Consider the following 25097-nt stretch of genomic DNA (forward strand, 5'->3'; position numbering starts at 1 on the left):
TTCTAACACAACACATAGTTAGTTTAAGATTCAATTTGAACAAGCATACGCAGACAGCATTAACGCATTAATAGCCCGGGGCACAGTATTCCCCGTTGCCGATATAATCGAAGCTCTAGAAGAAAACGGCTACCACAGATAGTCAATAAGGTTAGTGTGAGCTCACCAACCTAAGTTCGAGTTAACCGAGGTGAATAAATAATAGTGGGTGTGGGTGTTAGCGTTGTTGTGTTGTTGAAGTGTTGTTTGACGTTCATAAAATAACCGCTAGTGAGATCCTTTTAACATAGTCTTTGCATATCATTGCTAAACGGTTAAAATCTAATCCTTATCAATGTCTAATAAAGCGGTTTTCAAACAAATAAAACAAGCTTTGGCTGTAGTACCTCGTAACTAATACACGGCTGAGCTTCACCTACAAATGATTTAGTTTGCTGATGAGTTAAAGCACATCACGGCGAAAGAGTTTTGTGAAGAAATGGGGTGAAAGCAAAGTCTGGGCACAGAGTTCAGTAAAATGCGAAATTTAACCACAAGACTAAAGGCCGCAGGCCTAGATACTCGGCTTATTTAGGAATAAAAAATTCAGGGAGTGATAATGAGTAATAGCCTTCCAAAAAATGCAGCTTTAACAACGGCCTTAGCCTTTCATTACCAAGTACTGATTGGCTTAGATAAGTGCTTTTCTTTAGACGATGGTCAATCAGTGTGGTTCGAGAAAGATGGTGATGTAAGCCTAATGTCGCCAGATGTTTTAACTTCAACCCAAACGGAAGTGAAAGACTATTCTGCGCCACTTACGGACCATCATGAAAACCTCTGGAAAACACTCAAAAATTGGTTAGCACCAGAGTTTTGTCATGCTCAATATGGAGCTTTGGTGTTACATACCACCCAGGCTTTTGGTACTACTACACGTTTACACAACTGGAACACACAAACTGTCGATCAACGTTTAGCTGTACTAACAAGCATATTCGCCGAACGCACTGATGAGCAACTTAACACTAAAAGGCCATCTGAAATAATCAAGATGCAAAAATCTGTGATGGATACCGATGATGATTTGTTAAAAAATGTACTAAGTAAAGTAACTTTATTTACCGAGGCTGATAACGCACAAAATTTAGAAAAGAATATTACAGCTAAACCTGTTGGCATTCCCAAGAATAACTTAAGTAGTTACCTTCAGGGCTTAGTTGGCTTTGTATATGCGCAGGCTACGCAGCAATCATGGTGCATTACTCAACAGGATTTCGCAGCGAAATGTGAAGAATTAACAGCTCTTCTTTGTAAGAAGGAATTCACTTTTCCATTATTTTCAGGGTATGAAGCATCAGATATCGAAATTGAACATCATCAAGAACGGCTATTTGTCCAAAAAATAACTGAAATAGAACATCATGAAGTGATCCCTGATGCCGTAGGTAACTGGCTGGAACTGCAAAACTCCCTTCTAGAACAGTTAGATGAATATCCATTATATAAAGACAAAACGGTAACCTACCAGAACCAATTGGTAAAAAATTACAAACTGGCACATTCAAGTGCTCAACTTGAAGCAACTGATGAAATTAAAAGTTCAAAGTTGCTATACAACAAGGTCATGCGAGAACTGCCGCTAAACATGGGCAACGATATTCCGCCGATCGAGTATAAAAACGGCCTTCTGCATGATGCTATGGATGATGATGAAAGGGACTTAAAATGGAAGGTTAAGCCATGAGTAGCATTGTCGATGCCTTATACGAATTAAAGTACAACCCATTTGATTATGGTTCATTTGTGGCCTCGTTTTATAAACATTTGGATGAGTCAGAAAATAATATATTGCTTGCTCAGTTAGTGATCCCGTTGTGTAGTCATCCTGTTATTAGTAAGAGAATTTCTGGGGCTGTGTTTGGCAATAAAAAACGAAGTTCAATTTGGTCTGTATTTGATGATCGGACAAAACTTTATGACCTTCAAGAACGAATTGATGGGTTTCAAAATTTAACAGAGCAATGCATTCAATATTGCTTAATAAACGACTGGCTATCTGTCGATGAAAATAATTTATCTTTAAGTAAAAGTGACAGTTCTGATTCAGTATTTACCCAACAAAAATGTGCAGAAAAACTAGGTCAATTATTTAGCGGTCACTCAGTGGTCGAGATTTATGCGTTTTTAGGAGTGAAACCGCGATGAAAACCCTTATTCATGAAATTGGTGTGATTGATAAACAAGGAGTCAAACATCCTGTTAATTTTCAAGCAGGGCTAAATGTTGTAACCGGAAAGTCATCAACCGGTAAAAGTGCCTTGATTGAAATATTTGATTATTGCTTTGGTAGCGATGAGAACACCATTCCCAAAGGGGTGATTACAAATAGTGCTTCAATTTACTATGTTGCGCTTGCTGTAAACGCACAAAATATATTGATTGCGCGCGACCCTGATATTGCTTCAAGAGCGTTTTTTCGTCGTATTGACACTTTCGATACCGCCGAGGTTGATCGGGAATACTTTAATGTCAGTTATTTCCGACCACTGCCTGAGTTTAAAAAGCATTTAAGAGACTTTTTCGTAGACATCGATGATGTTGATGAATCTCTGGTTGCAAAAGCTTACAGGGGAGGACGTAAAGCGCCTACACCATCGATACGAAGTTTCTCTTCGTTCATGTTGCAACATCAAAACTTGGTTGCCAATAAACATGCGCTATTTTATCGATTCGACGAGAAGGAAAAGCGCGATCAGGCTATTGAGCATACCAAGATATTTTTAGGGCTAGTCGATCAAAAGTTCTTTCATCTATCACAAGAGAAAGAGCGTTTAACGGCAGAAGTTAGACGTTTAGAGCGAAGTAAAGAAACAAACAAACGCGCAGTAGATAGCTACAAACAAAAAGTAGGCCCGGAGTTGAGTCAACTATATGCTTTGATGGGGTTTGAAGAAGAGCCGCTTTCATTGGAAAAAGTGCTTCGCCACCCGCAAAATGCTAAAGAAGAACTCGATGAAATAATAGTGCCGGAGAAGATCAACCACAACTCCGATGCTATTACTCAACGGTATAATCAATTAAAACTAGAGCGCACCCAGAAGACGTCTCAGTTGAGAAGATTACAACGTCAAACAGCGTCAATTAACAAACATATCGGGGAAGAAGAACGTTTCACTAATAACGTAAAGCAGTTTAGTACACCTACACACGTTCATATTTCAGCATCTGTGTGTCCATTTTGCAAAACTGAAAAAGACACGCTACAACTAAGTGCTGAAAAGCTACAGCAAGCTATCACAAAGGTTTCTGGCAACCTTGCTCAAGCTCGTCCTATGAAAGCAAAGTTCGAATCCTCACTAGTGACTATTCAGCGCGATACCGAGCATTTAAACAACGAATTGATGGCCTTAAGCAAACAAATTGAAGATGTTGAAGCCACAGAAGAAAAAATAGCTAAAAACAAAAGCCTTTATGAAAATATCATTATGCATAAAGCGAAACTTTTCGCTCTTTTAGACTCGCTAAACATGGCTGACGATTCTGATATAGAAAAGAGCTTGAAAGAACTACGAAAACAATTAAAAAAAATCAACGAAAGTCTTAAAGAATATGATGTAGAAAATGGATTAAAAAATGCTTCGATAAAGGTAAACAAATATATGACTGATATAGGCAGTCATTTTGAGTTTGAAACAAGCTACAAGCCAATTAATCTCCATTTCTCATTTGAGACTTTTGACCTTTATCATTTAACGCCTGAAGGCGAAAAGATTTACCTGCGTTCAATGGGCAGTGGTGCAAACTGGCTTTACTGCCATGTAACATTATTTTTAGCATTACATAAATATTTTGCTGAATTAGGAAATAAGTGTGCGATCCCTTCTTTATTATTCCTAGATCAGCCAACCCAAGTTTACTTTCCTAATTTCACACGTGATAACGCTGATACCTTTGATGAGCAAAAAAGCACGGAAGCCAAACAAAGAACAGAGAAGGAGCGTCCCGTCGATGAAGATATTAAGGCGGTTGAGAACCTTTTTAGTCAGCTATCTATCTATTGTAATGAACTTGAATCAAGCAATGGCTTTAGCCCGCAAATCATTGTTACCGATCATGCAGACAATTTAGAGCTATCAAATGGAGTTAAATTTGAATCCTTAGTCAATGGAAACCGTTGGCGTAAAAGAGGCTTAATTGATCCTGTCAGTTAACTGTTTCATTACTTTAGATCGGAAATATAGTTCAAATGCTTGATAAAAAAAGTGAACACTCGTTCGATGTTCTTGATGAAGCTCAACTAACTCGAATTGAGGCAGTACATAGAGGTTTTTTGTATCAACATTTATATACTGTTGGTTGTTTATTATTAGCTCAAGAAGCAAACATAGAGTCAACAATAGTTGAATTAGATGAAGACATAGAGCTTTTAAGTAAAAAGAAACGAATATACATACAAGTGAAAACTCGTTCTAAGCAGATAATCCCTAGCGATGTCTCTGGGGCTATAGAACGCTTTGACATACTACGTAAGGAGCATACTGATGGAAATAGAAAAGGAGAAGCTTTATTTGTATTGATAGCTAATCAAGAGCCTAGTCCGCAACTTAAAAAAAACATCAATAACAAACTATTTCCTGGTGATATTAAATTTATCTCACCAAAAGCGCCTTCTAGTTGCGATCCTGCTCTCCCCCCAGCGTGGGAGTCACTCTCTGAAGCTGCAAAGTGGTGCACTACGCAAGCCCAAAAATTGAAGTTTTCATTGTTGTCACCTGACTCACTTATCTGGAAATTGGCGGGACTTGTGCAGCTAGCAGCCACAGGCGATTCGCAGGACATGTCACATGTATTCCAAACTAGGAACTTACCTAAGTTATTTGAGCAATTACTGATTCAATTGCAAGACTTTCCTGAGCCGCCAGAAAATTACGTGGCTCAAATGTGTGAGCCAACTCTAATATCCAATGAACGAATACGTATTATTTGTGGCTTATCCGGTTCCGGAAAAACTGCGTGGGCAGCACAAGCAGCTCTCCATAGCTCACAGCTTTGTGCTTACTATGACACTGGCGATATACCTGCACCGGCACTCGCTAGTACTTTGGTACGTGAACTTGCTGCTAAATTCGCAGGTTCAGACAATGATGGATTTAGAAAAATACTTCTTCCAGGCATGAGTGGCTACAATGCTTTAAGAACCTTTGACACATATATTACGCAGCAGGGGACCAATATCCTTCTCGTTATAGATAACTCACACCGTATCCCCGCTGAAACTATCAGAAACTTATTTAACTCAACTAAATCGATTCACTTTGTACTCCTATGTCAGCCGAATGAGAGCGTTAGAGAATTAGAATCTCTTATGGGTATAAATAGAGAAACACTTAAGGGCTGGGATATTGATTCTATAGCGGCTGTAGTTAATACGCTGGGAGGATACGGGACCCCTCAAGGTTTTGAAAATTTAAAAAACTATACTGGAGGCCTACCACTTTATGTTCAAAGCGCTGCAAATTTAGCTTCTACAGAATACGAAAACAATATTGATACGCTGTGTGCAGACTTAACACAACAAAAATGCAGCACAGAAACTGCACAAGAAATTATTCTCTCACGGATTTATCAAGGCTTAGATAAAGTCATTCAAGATTCATTTGCAATATTTAGCTTGGCTGACGTCGGATTAAGCACGGATGAAATAGTTACATTGCTCAGTCACTCGCTAAATATACCAACAAATAAAGCTGTCATATATCTTAAGAAAATGAGAGCCACAGGAGCTGTAGAGGCTTTTGGGAATAAAACGCTGAAAGTGCACGACTCTCTAAGAGCTCTGGGATTAATTCATTTAAACCTGTTAGATGAGGAGGTGATTCAAACAAGTTTAATCACTTTAAAAGATCTTATTATCTCAAGTTTACATAAAGATCGTGACACTTCTAGATTTGCATTGCTGATCCAGGTTTTTATTAAACTAAATGACGTTATGGCACTTATCTCAATATCAGGTGAAGAGTTGTTTTATGAGATGGGTATCAATACAGATATTATGGCGAGTATAGAATCGGCTCTGAACTCCAATGTCTTAGGGGCAGAACATAAGTTTTGGGCTCTGGATGGATTAGTGTTCTCTGCTTTTAGGGAAGGTCATTTTCAAGACGCTCCACCAAGACTTGAAGCGATGGAACATCTGATTGCACACAATGAGTTTAGCTATCGTGAGCACGTAGCTTTTGGCATGAAAAAAATATTACTTGCAGCCGAAAATGGTAAGGCTCAAGAGGTTGAGCGACTGAAAGAAGAGTATTCGACGAAACTTCCTGATGCTGAGCACAAACGAATATTCAACTATAACTATGCTATTGCGTTGTGGAAGCTCAAAAAATACAGAAAAGCCAAGCAAATATGCCATCAAGTCGTTGGAGAGTATTATCATATTTTGGGCATTACCCCTAAAGACGTTCTTGGCAAAAATTCAGATGTGTTATGGACGATTATCAATCGACCTGAAAATGTACAAGAGCATATCAAACACCTAGCAGATGCATTGGAGCTTTACGCTCGGATTTTAGATGAGCTTGATGAAAATACCTCATTTACGCGCATTCATGCTATGAAATTCTACAATATGACAATGGCTCCAGACTCCATGGTTCGAGTCGGGCAAGATTTGGCTGATGAATTTGTTGCGAGGAAAGATTATGAAGGAGCTAAAGAGGTAGTTGAGCAACATATTTTACCTGTTATAAATCAAGCGGGTTTGATAAACAGGATGGTGCAGGTGAGAAGTCAATATGCTGTCATTCTCGCTTATTGCGGATTACATAATGATGCAGCTTCAGAAATTAAAAATCTGAATCCATATATACAGGGGTTAAGCCGCGAACAGCGCACCGAAATAGAAAACCAGACTGACTTGATTTCACATCTAGCCCAAATAGCACAACTGGAAGAAAGCAAAAAGTTATTTGGTAAAGTTGGAAGAAACGAACAATGCCCTTGTGGCTCTGGCTTAAAATATAAAAAGTGTCATGGTGTAATTTAATACGAATATTTTTGTCAAACTACAAAGCACTCATTCTGACTACTGAAATATTTTTAATACCTAAGTTTGTTAACTTACTAAAGTGCGTATTTCGATCACTTTCATCGTGGAATGTCACCGTCCAGTTAGCAGAGTGCTTAATCGAATTAGCTAAATGTTTAAAGTAAGGCATGTCAACATCTGCTAACGAATGACCAATTACTATTACTTCGTCTATGTTTTTCAGGTTTCTGAAAAACATAGCATTACTCGATATTATTGATTCCGTGCACTTAAAAGTTTCATTGAAGTATCGATTGATAGTTTCTTTACCAAGCTCATATGAATAATCAAATTGATCCGACATGTGTTCATACCAAGCTTCTAAATTCTCAGAGGATAAACCTTCGGGCGGAGACTCTGGCTTTTCTATAAAACTATCAGGATTAACCCCATGTCCGAGCACTAATTCATCTACACATCCATCAACTTTTCCATGTATAAACAATACATTCTCATCTGAAATCGAATAGTATCTTGATAGGGTATCTGTATAGTTAAATGTTAGGTACCTTGCTTTTTTATCTAGTTTTATTTCTTTCAGTTGATCAAGATTAGGGAATTCAACAGAAAGAATGAACTCTTTAAACGCGCTGAATAAAGTCGCCGTTAACTTCTCAAGAACAAACTCCATTTCAATTTGAAACGCTCCCCAGTCTCGATCTCTAAAATCGTCAGAACTTGGATTAGCAAGATAATCAGTATATGCATCTAAAACTGTTTGTGTATCCAATAATGACAGACTATGTTCGAAATCAGACCAAAGAAGATCTCTAGTAACTGATTGATTTTCTAAATTAATGTCCTCGAAACCATAATGTTCTAAAAGTAATTCATATACATCGGAATAATGCTTTTTTAGAAACAACCCAAACGAAATATACGAAGTATTGAGCCCATGATGCAAGTCAAAACCATTCCCAATTACATATAACTTCATATCTCTTTTCCGTAAGATTTAGTTAATGCAGGCCAAGCTAAGTGTTCAGCCTGCAAAATTCACATCCACTTTCCAACTTTGTTTGTCACTTTCCAACTTTGTTTGTCACTTTCCATCCTTGTTTATAACTTTCCAACTTAGTTTGTATGTGACAAAAAAAGGCGCTTGCGCGCCTTTTCTTATTCTACCGTTACGCTCTTTGCGAGATTTCTCGGTTGGTCAACATCGGTGCCTTTGATCACGGCTACATAGTATGAAAGTAGCTGTAGTGGTATGGTGTAAACCACTGGGGCGATGATGTTTTCTACGTGGTTGACGTTCATTACTCGCATGGTGTCGTCTGAGGCAAAGTTTGAGTCTTTGTCTGCAAATACATAGATGATGCCGCCGCGTGCGCGTACTTCTTCAACGTTTGATTTGAGCTTTTCAAGCAGTTCGTTGTTTGGTGCAACGACGATGATAGGCATATCTGCGTCGATAAGCGCGAGCGGCCCGTGTTTTAGCTCGCCTGCCGCATAGGCTTCGGCGTGGATGTAGGAGATCTCTTTAAGCTTAAGCGCACCTTCCATTGCGATTGGGTATTGTGAGCCACGACCTAAGAACAATGAGTGATGTTTGTCGGCAAATTCTTCTGCAAGAAGTTCAATACCATCTGCCATCGTTAGGGTTTCTTCAAGCTTGGTTGGCAGGGTTTTGATGGCGTTGACGATTGAACTTTGGTCACGGCCTTTTTCCTGCGCGATTGACGCCGTTAGCATCAATAAGCCAACTAGTTGAGTCGTAAATGCTTTAGTTGATGCCACCCCAATTTCAGCGCCTGCTTTGGTCATAAAGGCAAGATCTGACTCACGTACTAGCGATGAACCTGGTACGTTACAGATGGTCATTGACGCCATATAGCCTTGCTCTTTGGCAAGACGCAGTGCCGCGAGCGTGTCTGCGGTTTCGCCTGATTGTGAAATGGTTACCAGTAGGCTGTTTTCATGCACGAATGAGTCGCGGTAGCGAAACTCTGAGGCAATTTCAACGTTACAGCTTACGCCTGCAAATTGCTCTAGCCAGTAGCGCGCCACCATGCCTGAGTGGTAAGACGTACCACATGCGATGATCTGGACGTGTTTTACATCTTTAAAGATTTCATTAGCTTTGTCGCCAAATGCGTCGATACTGACGCGATCGTTGTCTAAACGACCTTCAAGTGTATTACGTACTGCCATTGGCTGCTCGTAGATTTCTTTTAGCATGTAGTGGCGATATTCACCTTTGCCCGACGCATCTTGCGTGATGTTAGACTCAACTACTTCGCGTTCTACAGGATTGCCGTTTATGTCGAAGATTTCTACCGTTTCGCGAGTAATGCGTGCTACATCGCCTTCTTCTAAAAAGATAAAGCTGCGGGTTACTGGTAATAGCGCGAGCTGATCAGAGGCGATAAAGTTTTCGCCAAGGCCAAGGCCGATCACCAGTGGGCTGCCTGAGCGTGCCACGATGATTTCATCTTGGTTTGCTTTATCAAATAATACCGTACCGTATGCACCTTCAAGCTGTTTTACCGCGGCTTGCACAGCAGCAAGTAATGTAGTGTGCTGTTGTCTGAGTTGATGGATCAGGTGCACCATTACTTCGGTGTCGGTGTCAGATAAAAACTCATAGCCGTCTTCTTTGAGTGCACTGCGCAAACCTTCATGGTTTTCAATAATGCCGTTGTGTACTAGCGCAATTTCGCTGTTAGAAATATGCGGGTGCGCGTTAGCCTCTGTTACGCCGCCGTGTGTTGCCCAGCGCGTATGCGCGATACCGGTCGTGCCTTTCACTTCTGCATTTTCAAGCGCAGATTCTAGGTTTACCACTTTACCTACGGCTTTCACACTGTTGAGTGCGCCGCCTTCGCAAAGTGCTACACCCGCAGAGTCATAACCACGGTATTCAAGGCGTTTTAGGCCTTCGATAAGAATTTTGTTTACTGGACGCTCAGCAACAGCGCCTACGATTCCACACATAATCTCTCCATTTTATTTGCACGTTGTGTGTAATTCAGCACAGATAAGCTGTATGCCACGTGCTTTGATCGCTTGGCGAAGATCATCTGCCAAGTTGTTGTCGGTGATCAAAGTGGTGATCTGTGCCCAAGGTATTTCTAAATTCGGAATTTTACGGCCAATCTTGTCGGATTCGACCATCACAATGACTTCACGGGCTGACTTTGCCATCACACGGCTCAGCCCAATTAATTCGTTGAATGTGGTTGTGCCACGTTCTACATCAATGCCATCGGCTCCAATAAAAAGCTGATCAAAGTCGTAGGATTGTAGTACTTGTTCTGCTACTTGCCCTTGAAATGATTCAGAATGTGGATCCCACGTCCCGCCGGTCATCAATAACGTTGGCTCATTTTCAAGCGATAACAAGCGGTTGGCAATATTCATCGCATTCGTCATCACGACTAAGCCACGCTTTTGCGCAAGCTCTGGGATTAAGGTTTCGGTGGTTCTGCCACTATCAATAATAATGCGATTGTGATCTTTAATAAGCGCTGCGGCGGCTTTCGCGATGGCTGTTTTACGTGCTGAATCTTGCTCGTCTTTACCCGACGCCGTGATCTCTTTAGGGAGGGCAATAGCACCGCCATAGCGGCGCAGTAATAAGCCACTTTTTTCTAATGCCGTTAAATCCTTACGAATCGTAACTTCTGATGTTTCAAACTCAGCCGCGAGTGATTCTACGCTGACTTCACCGTATTCATTTACCCATGCAAGGATGGTATGTCTGCGCTGTTGAGTATTTCGTTTTGTCATCAAATAAGTTTCGTTTCGAAATTTAAGGCGATTATAGTCGAAACTTTTATATTTGGACAAGCTAATTTTTGTGCAGAGCAAATTTTAACTAGATTAAATATTCTAAAGCGGGTATTTTGTCTAACTGGATATAATAAAGGGACATTTAAATGAACAAACGATTAATATTATTGGCTTTATTCCTTGGCGCGACATTAACAGCATGTGGCGGCTCAGGAGGGTCAAGCGCTACCGATAACAACAATAACAGTAGTGATAGCAATAATAATACTGGCACGGATAACTCAACCGGCTCCGATAACTCCGGCACAGAGAACACCCAACTTGAGGCAAAAATAAACCCAATTCAATCGGTTTATACAGGTGCAACAGTCAGACTTGTAGGAACTAGCAGCGTAGTTTCTGCTAACGCCAAAGTGACATGGTCACTCACCACAAAACCAGAAAATAGTAAGGCGCAAATAGCCGATAAGAGCAGCTTGTTGAGTGAATTTATTGCGGATGTAGCGGGTAATTATGAGGCTCAGCTGACCATTAAATCTGATTCACAGGAATCAATTGCCAAAGTGTCAGTAAAAGTCACAGATAAACCCGTTGAACCCACCAATAGCGCCCCCACGGCGGTAATTACCCCTTTTAAAGAACGAGCAGTAAAAAGTGAGCAAATAACACTAAGCGCGAAAGACAGCTCAGATCCCGACGGCGACCGCCTTAATTATAAGTGGCAAGTGACCAGTGCTAATAATGCGTTAGACTTCCATCTTATCAATCCAGAAGGGGAATATGCCGTTTTTGTAGGGAGAGACTATGGCATATTCACGATTAGTTTAACGGTACATGATGGCAAAACCTATTCAGATACAGTCACCCAACAGATAGAAGTGTATGACGACAGGCCAGAGCTTAAAGCATTGTTGGATGCACCTGACACCGCCAAAGTGAACGATCTTGTTACCCTAAATGCTAGAGACAGCATGCAATACAATTTTGCGACTCCGATGTTTAGCTTCGACAGTATTCCTGCTGGCAGTCAGGCAAAACTGGCCCATACTATGGCATATCTCTCCTTCTTCACCCCTGATGTCGCTGGAGAATACAAAGTTCGCTTTACGCTCAAAGATAGAAATAGCGACCGAACAGAGTCAGTAGTAAAAACGATTACGGTCTCAGAGAAACAGGCAAAAACAGGTCAAATTTCGACTTCATTTAACCGTGACCGAAATGCACCTCCGGTACTGAATATAACGCCGGGCCCACTGCTCAACAAGTTTACCCTAACAGAGCAAGAATTCATCGCCGAAGTCCAAGATCCAGAAGGCGCACAAGTAGAGCTACACTGGAAGTGGCTAAATAAACCTGCCGCTAGCCAAGCAACCATTATTACTGAAGCCAATAATCGCGCTAGCACCCGCTTTGATGTCGCAGGGCTCTATGTTGTACAAGCTGATGCATCTGATGGGGAACATACCACCAGTCGACTTGTCGCCATAAAGGTCGAAGATCCGGCAAACTATGCACCAATCATTACTGACATAGAAGTAAATGGGAGCAAAATCAAAGGTAGCCGTTTAACCCTTAAAGCGAACGCTTATGACAAAGAAGCCAACCCCATTACCTTCACTTGGCTGGTGATATTGCCAAATGGTACGGTCGCCCCCATCGGAACTGAAACAAGTAACACTGCCGCATTGCCTTTAACTACCGCAGGCACCTATCAAGTACTTGTTTACGCTAGGGATAACATATCCCCTTACTCAGGACATCAACGCATTACATTTGTCGTCAAGTAAGGTTCGAGGCGGCGCTTAGCTCGCGCCGCCTCTTTGTTTGCCATATATACTAGGGCCTGTTGATCTTTCAAGTTTGTTTTTGCAGCAGTTTGATTGGTATTTATACAAGGCAGAGCCAGCGTAGCATAGTCATTCTATGTAAGTCTGGCGATAAAGACTTTGTGCTCCTGCAAAGTCACCTTACCCCACATCCTTGTGGGGCAACACAGAAGAAATGCTAATCAAGCGCTGCCCTTTGGGTTCATCTGAGCGCGCTTTGTTCATTGTTGCTCAACTTTTGCCTAGATTACTAGGCGGCAAGTCGAGCGTCGCGACCAAAACACACTCAGAAGAACAAAAATCAAACAGCAAAGGTCAACAGGCCCTAGAGATTTCTTATTTCCATTGTATCCACACCATTGCTTTGTGAATTAGTAGGACCGCACTCGTCATAGGCTGACTCAACCCTAAAGAAGGCTTGTGTTGCGCCGAGCTCAGACAGCTTTTTCTCGGCTTCTCGCAACGAGTTAAATGGTGTGAGTTTACCCTCTGCATGCATCAAGATGTGTAAGTTTCCATCACTATCTTGACCACCCGCAAGGTAGTGATTTGAATCCGCGTAGCTAAGCACGATGGCATGGAGTTCTTTATTAGCGATTTTTTCTTTGAGTGTGGCAGCAAGCATAGTGCTCTCCTCGATTAACCGACTAATTATTAAACGGCCCATGTGCGTGTTTGGTTCACCTTGACTGTCGTGAATGTTTTGTCGCGAACCTGTTGTCGTGCTAAATCACGACCTACCATCCATTCGTAGGTCGAGGTTTACCTCGACGGGATAATCATTTTATCCATTCGGAACCTAATGTCGTGCTAAATCACGACCTACCATCCAACCGTAGGTCGAGGTTTACCTCGACGGGATAATCATTTATCCATTCGCAAACCTGTCGTGATAAATCACGACCTACCACCCAAACGTTGGTCGAGGTTTACCTCGGTAGGATAATCATTTACCCATTCGCAAACCTGTTGTCGTGATAAATCACGACCTACCATCCAACCGTAGGTCGAGGTTTACCTCGACGGGATAATCATTTATCCACCGCAAACCTGTTGTCGTGATAAATCACGACCTACCACCCAACCGTAGGTCGAGGTTGACCTCGACGGGATAATCATTTATCCACCACAAACCTGTTGTCGTGATAAATCACGACCTACCACCCAAACGTTGGTCGAGGTTTACCTCGACGGGATAATCATTTTATCCATTCGGAACCTAATGTCGTGCTAAATCACGACCTACCATCCAACCGTAGGTCGAGGTTTACCTCGACGGGATAATCATTTATCCATTCGCAAACCTGTCGTGATAAATCACGACCTACCACCCAAACGTTGGTCGAGGTTTACCTCGGTAGGATAATCATTTACCCATTCGCAAACCTGTTGTCGTGATAAATCACGACCTACCACCCAACCTTAGGTCGAGGTTTACCTCGACAGATTTAATCAAAGGGATTATCTTTAAAATTCATCTCTCAATTGCAAGGAATGCACATGAGCTGGAATGACCTGAGAAAAGGCAGGATATCAATCCCGTACGCGGAATACTTCATTACGTTTAACTGCCATAAACGCACGCCCTATTTTACGGATTATCGGCTGGCACGATTGTTTTGCCAATCTATCTCACATAATGAACAAAAGTTTGAGTGCCGCTGGCAAACATGGGTATTAATGCCAGATCACTTTCATGGCTTACTGACACTTGGAAATACGCAACTTGGTAAGGTTGTTGGAGAGTTAAAAGGCAGAACAGCTTACCTGTTAAATAGGCAATTGGATTCAAAATACAGAATTTGGCAAAGCGCGTATTACGATCATCAGCTCAGGATCACAGAAGATAGGCATACCATTGCCCGGTATATTGCCGCAAACCCACTAAGAACCAAGCTAGTAAGCCACATTGGTGATTATCCTTATTGGAACTCACACTTTTTGTGATTGGCTGGTTAAAGGCTTTCTTCCCAACTCAGTTAACACGCTTCGATACACCGACAAGTTGCCTTCCGCCATCACCTCAATGGCAAATTCACTGCATATTTTAGCGCGACCTTTACGGCCCATTTGCTCTCGTAAAATTGAGTCGTTAAGCAAGCGATTAAGATCTTGGGTAAACTGAGCTTGATCACCAACCGGAGCGAGTAATCCGGTTTCATTGTGCGCAACTGCTTCGGGAATACCACCGGCAGCAAAGCCCACAATAGGCACGCCAGATGCGCTACTTTGTAATAACGCGACACCTAGCCCTTCCATCGATGCTGGATGTGCAACAATATCAACCGCCGGTAAAATACGTGCTACGTCTTGTCGAAATCCCACCAACTGAACAATTTTTTGCAACCCCAGCTCGTCTATACGTGCCTGATAATGCTGCTGCTTTGGCCCTCGGCCAAACAGTAATACACGTAAATTAGGATGCTCAGCAATGAGTTGCTTGGCTGCACGCATGATCACATCCTGCCCTTTGCGCTCAATCAGCTGCGCAAAATTAGCCACGACCAAGGCATTTTGTGGCAGCGCAAACTCATCAAGCAACCATTGCCGCTCCGCGCTACTTGGTGTAAAGCGCTGGGTATCAACTGCACTGTGGACTAACTTTACTTGCTCAGGAGCAATACCTTGCGAGAGTAATACTTGGCGGATCCCTTCTGAAATAGCGATAACTTTATCGTAGGCTGGGTATTTTAATTTTGACCACCAGCGCGGCTCGGTGTTGTCGACTCGTCTCGATAAAATAACAGGAACATTAAGCGACTTCGCGGCAAGTAATCCCCAAGTATCAACCCCTCGACGGCTGTGAATATGAACACAATCAGGCCGATGATGGGCAATAGCCCTTCGTAAACGCAAACATTGCATGACATCGAGATCGCCTGCCATTTTCACGGGCTCCACAACAACTTGCTTATCAACTGCTGCAATAATTTCACTATTAGGCGGGCAAACCAGCACGTTCTCAATGCCCTTTTGCTGTAACGCTTGGGTTAAATACACCACTTGCTGTGCGCCGCCATATAAGTGACGACCCGCTTCAATATGCAGAACTTTCATAGCACTTCTCCTAGTGCGTTCGAAACTCTTTGTGGCGTGAGCCCCACCATACAATCAAAACGAGCCTCACAGGTTGGCCGACGTTTGCATGGTGAGCAAGCAAGTTTATCACTCAGCACGCGACCATTTGGATTGAAGGTGTTTTCATACGGTAAGGTTGAGCCAAACAATGCAATAACCGGGGTATGATGCGCCATCGCCATGTGAGTTAGCCCAGTATCAACACCTATCACACCTTTTGCCCCCCGAATGATCTCACTGCACTCAAGCAATGTCGTTTTCCCAGTTAGATTAATGATCCCCGGCATCTGTTTTTCTAAACGTTCGCTATGAGCGATATCACTTGGCCCACCCAACATAATAATATGCGCACAAAAAGACTGCTTTACTTGTTTATACAACTCACGCCAATGCCCATCTACCCAATGTTTCTGTGCTCTCGTTGTAAATGGGCAAAACACCACATAAGGTTGACCTTGAGTATGCTCCAATAACAGTGCTTCTGTATGTTGTTGTGTCTCTTTTGAGGCAATGAGCGAGTATTGGAACGCCGTTTCAGGCGCACCAAAAAATTTCGCTGCTGCTCTGTATTCCGAGCTGATATCTGCAGACCAAGACGAGGTCACTACCTTATTCATAAGCCACTGACTGCCTTCGCGACTATTGATCCCAACCTTGTATTGAGCGCCGCTAAGCCAAGCTAGCACGCCACTTTTAAGGAGTCCTTGAGCGTCGATCACTAAGTCAAATTGTCGACTAGCCAACTGCTTTTTAAAGCTATTAACGTGCTTCAGTAGCGCTATGATCCCCTGTGTTTTTCGCACTTTTTGCCACTCATTCCGAGGCCACAGGATCACCTCATCTAGCAATGGATTTTGTTGTAGCAAGGTCGCGCCAGCTGGCTCTGCTAACCAGCTCAGTTTTGCTTCTGGATAACGTGCCTTTAGTGCAGAAATAAGACCTGACGCCATCACGATGTCACCAATAGCACTGAGTCGGACAATAAGGATATTGTTGTATTGCATTGTTATCTGATCACCATTGGATGTAATCGGGTACTATGAACTGGCCGTTGCGCTTGCTTTAACTGATATAAAACTTGCAATGTGGTTTTGTGTAGTGCGCCATTATGCTCTGCGATAGCGGCTTGCCCAGCCTGTATTTGTTGTATTGTTGCAGCACTATTTTGCCAAAAGCCGATGACTTCTCTGGCTATTTGCTGTGGCTCGTTACCCTCAACAAGTGCACCAGCTTGACTCAGCGGCGCACATATATCTTCACAATTTCGTCGACTACTTCCCATTACGACGGCAGCCCCTTGGACAATGGCTTCGGCAGGATTATGACCACCAAGCTTAACTAACGAGCCACCGATAAAGGCAACATGGGCATCACGATAAAATGCAAATAGTTTGCCCATCGTATCGAGCAGATACACTTGCGTATTTGCAGTTAGTGTTGGCGCGTGCGAGTAACGCTGACAACTCAGCCCACTTGCTTGCAGCAGCTGCCATACCTCATCAAATCTTTCAGGATGACGCGGTGCGATAATTAGCTGAGCAGCTGGATTTTGCTGTAACAACTGTTTGTGCGCTGCGACCATCGCTATTTCTTCGGTGTCATGCGTGCTCCCCGCAATCCATGTCAGCTGAGAGGGTTTTTGCGTTGGGTCGGCATGTTTCAGTTCCGGCCAATCGTACTTGATATTACCGCACATCATCAGTTTTTCAGGTGGTACACCCAACTCGCGAAAAGCTTGATAACTTAGCTCACTTTGCGGCAGGATTTTATGCACCTTGGAAACCATAAAGGTAAAAAGACCTAACATTTTGGCATAACGATTCTTTGATCTGTCGGTCATGCGGGCATTTACCAGCATCACTCGACTGCCTTGGTTGCGCGACTGACGGATAAGGTTCGGCCACCACTCCATCTCAACCGACATGGTCAATAACGGATTAAAGTGCGCCAAAAACGCACCAACCGTCAATTGAAAGTCCAATGGCAAATAGGTGTGAATGACTTGCTCCCCCCAGTTGCGCTCAATATAGTCGGAACCTGCAACCGTGGTGCAAGTAAAAACAATGGGTAAATGAGGATGCTGTTTACGCAGCTCAGGAATAAGTTTAGCAATAGCGGCGCATTCGCCGACAGAAACGCCATGTAAATGAATGCAGGCGGGTAACCGCTTACAATCGTAGACACCCAAGCGCTGTAAAAAGTGCTTTTTATAACCCGGTTTACGTAGCCATTTTTTTAATAAGATCAGCGCAATCAAAGGTAAACATAACAATAGGATACTGTTATAAACACCAATCCAAAGTGAATTAGCTGATCTTCTACGAAGACGAGAGGTTGCCTTAACCTTAGCCATAGTTACACCTTGTTATTCAAGCCTGAATTAGCCCCAGTGTAACTATGGTTTTTGACACTAAATTGACAGTAACTCCATGCTGACGGTTTTCATCAGCGGCTCTTTTCTACTCATATCGTAGTATCAATGCTGGTCGCATGCCTGCAGCTCTAAGGGCTAGAGCTGCCACTGTAAGCCAAGTGATCCCAACAACTATCAGTGCAGCAATGCCATATATCCACATCGCTTGATCGATTCGGTCATTGAAGTTCGCAAGCCACTCACCAACAAGCCAATAGGCAAGTGGGTACGCAATGGTCATGCTCACAGCAACTAAAGTCAGAAAGTCTCTTGCTAACATATTGACGATGCTCAGGCTTGATGCTCCTAGCACTTTACGCACAGCTACCTCTTTTTGCTTCTTTAACACAGTAAAAGACGTGAGACCAACCACACCTAATATCGCAAGACACAATGTGAGTAAGCTAAATGTTTGCACAATCTGAATAAAACGAACATCTTCGTTAAAGTTTGCGCTAAAGTTCGCCCCTAAATCCTCAATATCAGGCTCATAAATACCCAACCTTGAAGCGAGCAGTTGGGTAAGCTGTTGCGTCACATGTTGTTGTTTTGATTTATCGACTTCTATCAAAATAGCGGCGGTTGGCACTAGGCTGTACCCTGGTAACAGCATCGCCACAGAGTTATTGCGCTTAGCATCGCCAATTTGTATATCTTTCACCACTCCCACCACCGTCATATTTAACTTTCCACGACGCATGGTTTCTCCTACGATGTGCTGAGGTGAAGTGAAACCTGCTAACTTAGTAACAGATTCAGTGACGATAATACTAATAAAGCGCTCATTTCCTCGTTGTGTATACCAATCTGATGCGTACTTTGGTGCAAAATCCCGTCCTGCGATCAACTCCAAGCCGAGTTGCGATACGGCATTAAAACCAACACCTATACCTGCGATAGCCTCTGCTGACTCTTCACCATTTGGTAATATGGGGTTGAAACTGTATTGAATATCATGGGTTAAATCCGTATCAAGAGGGCCTGCCTGTTTCACTCCGTCAATATTTCGCACTGCATCTAGAAAAGGTGAGTGCGGACCAGCCAAGATAGCTTCTTTCGGCAACTCTCTTATGTATAAACGATTTTCCACGTTGTAACCTGGTGATAAGGTTTGTAAAAAGCTGAGTTGCCGAGGTAGTGTTATTGCACCAATGATTAATGCGATGGCGACAATAAACTGAGACATAAGCAATATCTTTCGCAGCCATATTGCACCGCCAGATAACGAAGATTGGCCCGACAACATTAATTTCGGATTTAATTTTGAGAGATAGAGGGCAGGATAAATTCCAGCTAGCAAACTGACAATTAGTGATAACACCACCAGAAGTCCTCCTTGCCAACTGAAAAAAGTAAAATGAAGCGTTCTATCAACCAGATGATTAAAATTAGGTAAGCTCAACTCAATCATTGCTGCACTAACAATGAGTGTTACTAAAGCAACTACCAAAAATTCGCAAATAAATTGCCAGAATAACTGTGCTCTTGAAGCACCAAGTGACTTGCGGATCCCTACTTCTTTAATACGACAACCACTTTGCGCAATGCTCAAGTTAATAAAGTTGATGGCAGCGACGCTCAATAAAGCAAAACTGAGTATTACACTCACAGTGATGGCTTGAACATTTCCGCCAGCGCGCATCTCAGATAGCTCATCATGATATAGGTGCAGATCCACAAGGGGCGTTAAATTAATCGATAACACATCTTTTTCATCCCCTAGCACAAATAAATCCGTAACAGTCTGCTCCAGCTCTGGAATATTACTGGTGTTATTGAGACGTAAGTACACATAATGCATGTGCATATATAAGTTTTCGCTGGTCTTGTTGGTGTAAATCAGACTATCGAATGAAAAATGAGTATTAGGGGGCAGATCTTCAAAAACTGCAGCAACTGTGTATACACCCCCTTTATAATCTAAACGTTGTCCGACTACATCAAGGTGCCCAAACAAACGCATGGCTTCGGAGCGACTCAATACCAGTTGCTCCGGTGTACTCAACGCCTGTTCAATATTGCCCTCCAAGACGTCGAGGTCTATGAAACTCATGATATTACTTGAAGCAACATATAAATTATTTAACTGAAAAGACGTTTCACCAAAGCGGACATACCCTAGCGCAGGGTCATAATTTTTTGCACGAAATAACGCAAACACGTCGTCTACTTGTGCAAGGCCTTTCGCTTTTAGTAAACGGGGATAGTTAACGGTTGGAATAGTGCCAAGGCCTAGTGGTGAAAAGTCTACCTCGGCGCGATATACGCGTTCAGCACTTGGCTGAAATCGATCGAAGGATAGCTCATGCAAGGTGTAAAGTAATATCAAAAATGCAGCGGACACGCCCAATGAGAAACCCAAAACATTGAGGGCAAAGTGGAGTTTTTGTTTCTTCGCTACTCGTAACGCAGTACTTAAGTTGACAATCAACATTCTTCTTCCTTAAACGCAAGAAGCGGCCTCACTAGGCCGCGCAAAAGGTGTACTATTCATATCGTAGAATTAGTGACGGACGCGTACTCGCCGCTTTAAAAGCAAGGGTAGCGACGGTTAACCAAGTGATCCCAGCAACGACTAAAGCTGCAATACCGTATACCCACATCGCCTGCTCTATCCTATCGTTAAAGTTTGCGAGCCAGTCACCCACTAACCAATAGGTTACTGGGTACGCAATCGCGATACTGACTGCCACTAATGAAAGAAACTCTTTCGCTAGGATATTCACAATGCTCAAGCGTGATGCGCCCAAGACTTTGCGCACAGCCACTTCCTTTTGGCGGCGAGCAGTCGCAAAGGATGCCAGTCCAAAGGTTCCTAAACACGTCAGGAATACCGCAAGACCAGTAAAAATCAATACAACTAGAGAAACTCGCTCATCATCACGCAAAATCGCTTTATAATTATCTGACATGAGACTGATATTCGGCTCATAAAGGTTGGCGCTCTTAGCAAGAATCTCTATCACTTGATCTTGCACATAGGCTATGTTTTGAGCGCTTACCGTCATGATGATTTCACCCACCGTACTTTGACTAAATCCGCACAGAAAAATGATATTAGAGCTTGCGTCCTGGGCGTTCCCCACTTTTACATCAGCCACAACGCCCACAACTCGCATATTCAAACCGCGACCTTTGTCCAAAATAGTCTGGCCTATAATATCTTGGTAGTTTGAGAAACCAGCTTGCTTTGCAACCGTTTCAGTTATGATCGCCCCAACGTTAGTACCGTTACCATCTTGAGATGCCCAATCTGCAGCGTATGTACGGCTAAAGTCACGCCCTGCGAGTAATGTCAGCCCTAATCCTTCAACCAAATTAAAACCAGCGCCAATAGTCGGCGTGATCCCCTCTGATTGTTCTCCATTTGGCCACGTTGGTGAAACACTGCTATTGATTGATACAGTCAGTTTCGTATCGATGAAATTCAATGCTTCAACACCATCGATTGCTGTAAGTCTATTCATTAACACAGTGGGTTCTTTCGAAAAAATAGACTGTTTCGGTAAATCTGAGACCACAACGCGTTGCGCTGTTTCGTATCCCAGCGGTAAACCTTGCAGGTGTTTTAGCTGCTGTTGTAGCGTTACAGAGGCGATGATCAAAGCAATTGATAATGCAGCCTGAAAGGTCAGTAGACTTTTACGCACAAAGATTGCTGTATTTCCTCTTTGCAAATCACCACTGAGTACACGCTTTGCACTGAAAGATGAAATAAATAGTGCTGGATATAGCCCTGCACCAACACCAACAGCAATCGCCACAGCAATGACTGCAACGCTCAACATTGACATGTAATCGACAACTAATGCGCGATCCACAAGTTGATTAAAGCTCGGTAAACATAGCTCAACTAGAACGCATGCAATAATCATTGACAATAATGACACCAACACAGACTCAGCCAAAAACTGAATAACCAGTTGCAACTTGCTTGCACCGAGTGCCTTGCGCACACCAACTTCTTTAGCACGCTTTGCAGACTGCGCAATGGTCATATTAATAAAGTTAAAACCTGCGATAAGGATAAGAAGTACGCTCAACCCTGCACAGATAACGACAACCTGCTCAGTTCCTCCTGATTTCATCTCGAATGGTGATTTAGCAGTGAGGTGAAGATCACGTAATGGGTGTAGCTCAATAGCAAGCTTGCCTTTCATCGGGCCATCAAAGTATCTATCGGTAAATATTTGCGCAAGCTCAGGTACGTCTGTATTTTCGGTGAGCTTAAGATATACATAACTTGAGTTGATATCTAAATTAGATAAGTCGTGCTCAATATAAACTAAACTTTTGAAGGAAAAGTGCGTATTTTCAGGCAAATCCTTAAATACAGCCCTCACGGTGTATTGGCCGTCTTTGAATTCAAGTGTTTCCCCTTCAATATTAATCGTACCGAAAATTCGCAACGCTTCAGACTCATTTAACGCAATACTATTTGGCACACTCAAAGCGTTGCTTAAGTCACCAGTTAATATATCAACTTCAATAAAGTCTTGGATATTTGGGGTAGCCCCTAACACTTCTGTTAGCTTGTAGCCTTGGCCATTATGCTGAACATCGGTTTCAGCTTGATTTGTCCAGTCAACTTTTGTGAGTGCAAAAACAGACTCGATCTGACTATATTGCTCCATCTCTTTAGCGCGGGGGAAGTTAGAAATCGGTATTACAGCCAGCCCCAGCTTTGAATAGTCCTGTCCGATACGGTAAATACGCTCAGCATGAGGTTGTTGGCTATCGTAAGATAGTTCATTTTTTGCAAACAGTGCGACCAAAATTGCCGCAGCTAAGCCCACACTAAGCCCAACGACATTTAAAATAAAATGCTGTTTTTGCTGCTTAAATGTACGCAATGCCGTGATTAGGTAATTCGTTATCATTATGCTACCTCTACTTTTGGCGGTTGCCTCACCAAATTGGCTTTATCGAGCATTACTTGGCCATCGAGAAGGCGTACAAGCCTATCCGCGTATGACCCTTCTTTTTCTGAGTGCGTTACCATGATCACGGTTGTACCTTCGCGGTTTAGCTCTCGTAACATCGCCATGACTTCTTCGCCGTTTTTGGAGTCCAAGTTACCCGTTGGCTCATCCGCTAAGATAAGTTTAGGGTTAATAACCAGCGCTCTTGCAACCGCCACACGCTGCTGCTGACCACCAGAAAGCTGCTGTGGTAGATGATCGGCGCGATGATCGATGGCAACGCGCTTTAAAATCTGCTCTACACGCTGCTTACGTTCACTTTTTGAGATATTTTGGTATTGCAGCGGTAGCTCAACATTTTCAAACACCGTTAGCTCATCAATCAGGTTAAAACTTTGAAATACAAAACCAATAGACGCTTTACGTAGCTGTGAGAGCTGTTTTTCGCTATAGCCCGCAATGTCCGTGCCCGCAAACTCAAACTGCCCAGATGACGGTGAATCCAACATCCCTAAGATGGATAATAAAGTAGACTTACCACACCCAGACGGGCCCATGATGGCGACAAACTCGCCTTCATTAACGGTTAGGTTAATATCGTTTAGCGCAGTAGTTTCAACGTCTTGAGTACGAAATACACGGTTTAGGTTAGTTAGTTTTATCATTGTTATATCCTTAGAAATTGAGTTGTTGCGCTTTGTCGAAGTTACTGTAGCTTGAGGTGATCACTTGCTCACCTTGCGATAGCCCATCTAACACTTCGTAATAATCTTGATTCTTCTTGCCTAAGCGAATGTCACGGCGCTCGGCGGTTTTGCCATCACTTGCCAACACGTATACCCAATTACCGCCAGAGCTTGTAAAAAAGGCACCTCGCTTTAGCAATAAGGCATTTTCTTTGTTACCACCAAGCATAAGTTCTACATCTAGGCTTTGGCCGCGTTTGATGTCGCTAAGGCCGCTTGGTAGCGCCACTTCTACCTGAAATTGAGATTGTGTTACACGGCTATCAATTTTGCTCACCTTGGCACTGACTAAGCCGCTGTCTAACATCACACTCACTGCCATATCCGGTTGTACTTGATTTAAATAAAACTCATCAAGGCGAACGACCAACTTGTATTCATTCGGAATGTCAATTTGGCCTAACCGCGCTCCTTTACTCTTTGACTCACCAATTTCAACATCCAACTCACTCAAATAACCCGATACCGGCGCTTTGATCAGTAGGTTTTCAAGGTTTTTACGGGCAAATTGCAAGTTTTTCTGTAGCATCTCAGCACTGTCTTCTAGCTGTTCGACTTGCACTTTACGAATAGAGTTTTCCTGCGTTTGGCGCTCTAACGTCAGCTCCTTTCGGGCCTTGTAATACTGTAAATCGTCCTCGATTTCAGATAGCCTGTCGGTTGCCAGTACGCCTTTCTCAACGAGTGGTTTAGATTGCTTATAACGGCGTTCCAAATGGCTAATTTGTAGGTCAATCTCCAGCAAGTCACGGCGTAGATTAAGCCGACTGGTTTCCATCGTCATTTGGGTGTTTCTCAGGAAGTTAAGTTGCTCTGTTACTTGTGCCTCACGGCTCATCACGTCTAACTGTAAACTGGTGTTACTCAATCTCACTAATGGCTGACCTGCCTCAACAAACTCACCCTGCTCCACCAAACGCTCTTCTACTTGGCCACCCGCGATGGTATCTAAGTAAATAGTGGTTTTTGGTACGACTTGACCACGCAAGCTTAGTGCGTCCACAAACGCTCCCTTGCTTACAGTACTCACCGTTAGGCTACTCAGCACGAGATTTTGACTACGACCTGAAGAGGCAGTGTTATTGAATGCTAATGCCGCTGCAGCAATGCTCAGTAGTACACCACCTGCCACCGCTTTTTTAAGATGTTTTTGTAATCCTGAACGCTCTATTTTCTTATCCATAATCACGCCTCTTGTTCTTAGTCAGTTAAATCGTTTTATCGAATATGCGTAACTAATATCAAGCACCGTGCCAAGCTTGATTTTATAAACAAGTACAACAACTTAGATATTTATCCTTATAT

The 25097-nt window shown here is 42.8% G+C and carries 18 protein-coding genes; 7 read left to right on the forward strand and 11 right to left on the reverse strand.

Annotated elements, in window-relative coordinates; translation table 11 throughout:
- Positions 1-598: 598 nt before the first annotated feature.
- The 4 genes from L1D50_RS09655 to L1D50_RS09670 are packed head-to-tail and all read left to right on the forward strand — an operon-like array spanning position 599 to position 7030.
- Complete coding sequence (locus L1D50_RS09655; protein ID WP_239965955.1) at positions 599-1726, forward strand: hypothetical protein; 1128 nt, start codon at positions 599-601, stop codon at positions 1724-1726.
- Positions 1723-2187 (forward strand): three component ABC system middle component, encoded by a 465-nt coding sequence (locus L1D50_RS09660; protein WP_239965956.1) that lies wholly within the window; start codon positions 1723-1725, stop codon positions 2185-2187. Before L1D50_RS09655 ends, L1D50_RS09660 begins: the two co-directional genes overlap by 4 nt.
- Positions 2184-4193 (forward strand): DUF3732 domain-containing protein, encoded by a 2010-nt coding sequence (locus L1D50_RS09665; RefSeq protein ID WP_239965957.1) that lies wholly within the window; start codon positions 2184-2186, stop codon positions 4191-4193. Before L1D50_RS09660 ends, L1D50_RS09665 begins: the two co-directional genes overlap by 4 nt.
- A 35-nt stretch (positions 4194-4228) precedes the next feature.
- Positions 4229-7030 (forward strand): SEC-C metal-binding domain-containing protein, encoded by a 2802-nt coding sequence (locus tag L1D50_RS09670; RefSeq protein ID WP_239965958.1) that lies wholly within the window; start codon positions 4229-4231, stop codon positions 7028-7030.
- A 19-nt stretch (positions 7031-7049) separates the two neighbouring features.
- Here L1D50_RS09670 and L1D50_RS09675 read toward each other — a convergent pair whose 3' ends face one another.
- The 3 genes from L1D50_RS09675 to L1D50_RS09685 all read right to left on the reverse strand — a co-directional run bounded on the left by L1D50_RS09675 (position 7050) and on the right by L1D50_RS09685 (position 10804).
- Positions 7050-8009, reverse strand: coding sequence for a bacteriophage abortive infection AbiH family protein (locus L1D50_RS09675; protein ID WP_239965959.1), 960 nt, complete (start codon positions 8007-8009; stop codon positions 7050-7052).
- Between the two features lie 179 nt (positions 8010-8188).
- Positions 8189-10009, reverse strand: coding sequence for a glutamine--fructose-6-phosphate transaminase (isomerizing) (gene glmS / locus L1D50_RS09680; protein WP_239965960.1), 1821 nt, complete (start codon positions 10007-10009; stop codon positions 8189-8191).
- Positions 10010-10021: 12 nt separating this feature from the next.
- Positions 10022-10804 carry a DeoR family transcriptional regulator gene (locus tag L1D50_RS09685; protein WP_128727237.1) on the reverse strand — a complete coding sequence of 261 codons (783 nt, stop codon included), beginning with the start codon at positions 10802-10804 and terminating at the stop codon, positions 10022-10024.
- Positions 10805-10953: 149 nt separating this feature from the next.
- Here L1D50_RS09685 and L1D50_RS09690 point away from each other — a divergent pair, with 149 nt between their 5' ends.
- Both L1D50_RS09690 and L1D50_RS23560 read left to right on the forward strand, forming a co-directional pair.
- On the forward strand, positions 10954-12594 hold the full coding sequence (locus tag L1D50_RS09690) for a PKD domain-containing protein (protein ID WP_239965961.1): 1641 nt from the start codon (positions 10954-10956) through the stop codon (positions 12592-12594).
- Positions 12595-12808: 214 nt separating this feature from the next.
- Positions 12809-13003, forward strand: a complete 195-nt coding sequence (locus L1D50_RS23560; protein ID WP_345773971.1) for a hypothetical protein — start codon at positions 12809-12811, stop codon at positions 13001-13003.
- Here L1D50_RS23560 and L1D50_RS09695 read toward each other — a convergent pair.
- Positions 12959-13258 (reverse strand): DUF6482 family protein, encoded by a 300-nt coding sequence (locus L1D50_RS09695; protein ID WP_128727234.1) that lies wholly within the window; start codon positions 13256-13258, stop codon positions 12959-12961. The genes L1D50_RS23560 and L1D50_RS09695 overlap by 45 nt on opposite strands.
- A gap of 875 nt (positions 13259-14133) precedes the next feature.
- On the opposite strand from L1D50_RS09695, the gene L1D50_RS09700 reads away from it, so the two are divergent.
- Positions 14134-14580: a transposase gene (locus tag L1D50_RS09700; protein WP_239965962.1), complete on the forward strand. Its 447-nt coding sequence runs from the start codon at positions 14134-14136 to the stop codon at positions 14578-14580.
- Here L1D50_RS09700 and L1D50_RS09705 read toward each other — a convergent pair.
- The 7 genes from L1D50_RS09705 to L1D50_RS09735 all read right to left on the reverse strand — a co-directional run bounded on the left by L1D50_RS09705 (position 14566) and on the right by L1D50_RS09735 (position 24975).
- Entirely contained in the window at positions 14566-15690 is a 1125-nt protein-coding gene (locus tag L1D50_RS09705; protein ID WP_239965963.1) for a glycosyltransferase, read from the reverse strand. The two genes, L1D50_RS09700 and L1D50_RS09705, sit on opposite strands and share 15 nt — an antisense overlap.
- Entirely contained in the window at positions 15687-16715 is a 1029-nt protein-coding gene (locus tag L1D50_RS09710; protein WP_239965964.1) for a glycosyltransferase family 9 protein, read from the reverse strand. Before L1D50_RS09710 ends, L1D50_RS09705 begins: the two co-directional genes overlap by 4 nt.
- Positions 16716-16717: 2 nt before the next feature.
- The gene (locus tag L1D50_RS09715; RefSeq protein WP_239965965.1) at positions 16718-18064 is read right to left on the reverse strand and encodes a 3-deoxy-D-manno-octulosonic acid transferase; all 1347 of its coding nucleotides are present in this window, start codon (positions 18062-18064) and stop codon (positions 16718-16720) included.
- Positions 18065-18170: 106 nt separating this feature from the next.
- Positions 18171-20558, reverse strand: a complete 2388-nt coding sequence (locus L1D50_RS09720; protein ID WP_239965966.1) for an ABC transporter permease — start codon at positions 20556-20558, stop codon at positions 18171-18173.
- Positions 20559-20610: 52 nt separating this feature from the next.
- Positions 20611-23004, reverse strand: coding sequence for an ABC transporter permease (locus L1D50_RS09725; RefSeq protein WP_128727228.1), 2394 nt, complete (start codon positions 23002-23004; stop codon positions 20611-20613).
- On the reverse strand, positions 23004-23711 hold the full coding sequence (locus tag L1D50_RS09730) for an ABC transporter ATP-binding protein (protein WP_128727227.1): 708 nt from the start codon (positions 23709-23711) through the stop codon (positions 23004-23006). The genes L1D50_RS09725 and L1D50_RS09730 overlap by 1 nt, the downstream gene beginning before the upstream one ends.
- A 10-nt stretch (positions 23712-23721) precedes the next feature.
- Entirely contained in the window at positions 23722-24975 is a 1254-nt protein-coding gene (locus tag L1D50_RS09735) for an efflux RND transporter periplasmic adaptor subunit (protein WP_239965967.1), read from the reverse strand.
- Positions 24976-25097 lie beyond the last annotated feature (122 nt).

The organism is Pseudoalteromonas sp. Isolate6 (assembly GCF_022398435.1).
Taxonomy (GTDB): domain Bacteria; phylum Pseudomonadota; class Gammaproteobacteria; order Enterobacterales; family Alteromonadaceae; genus Pseudoalteromonas; species Pseudoalteromonas galatheae.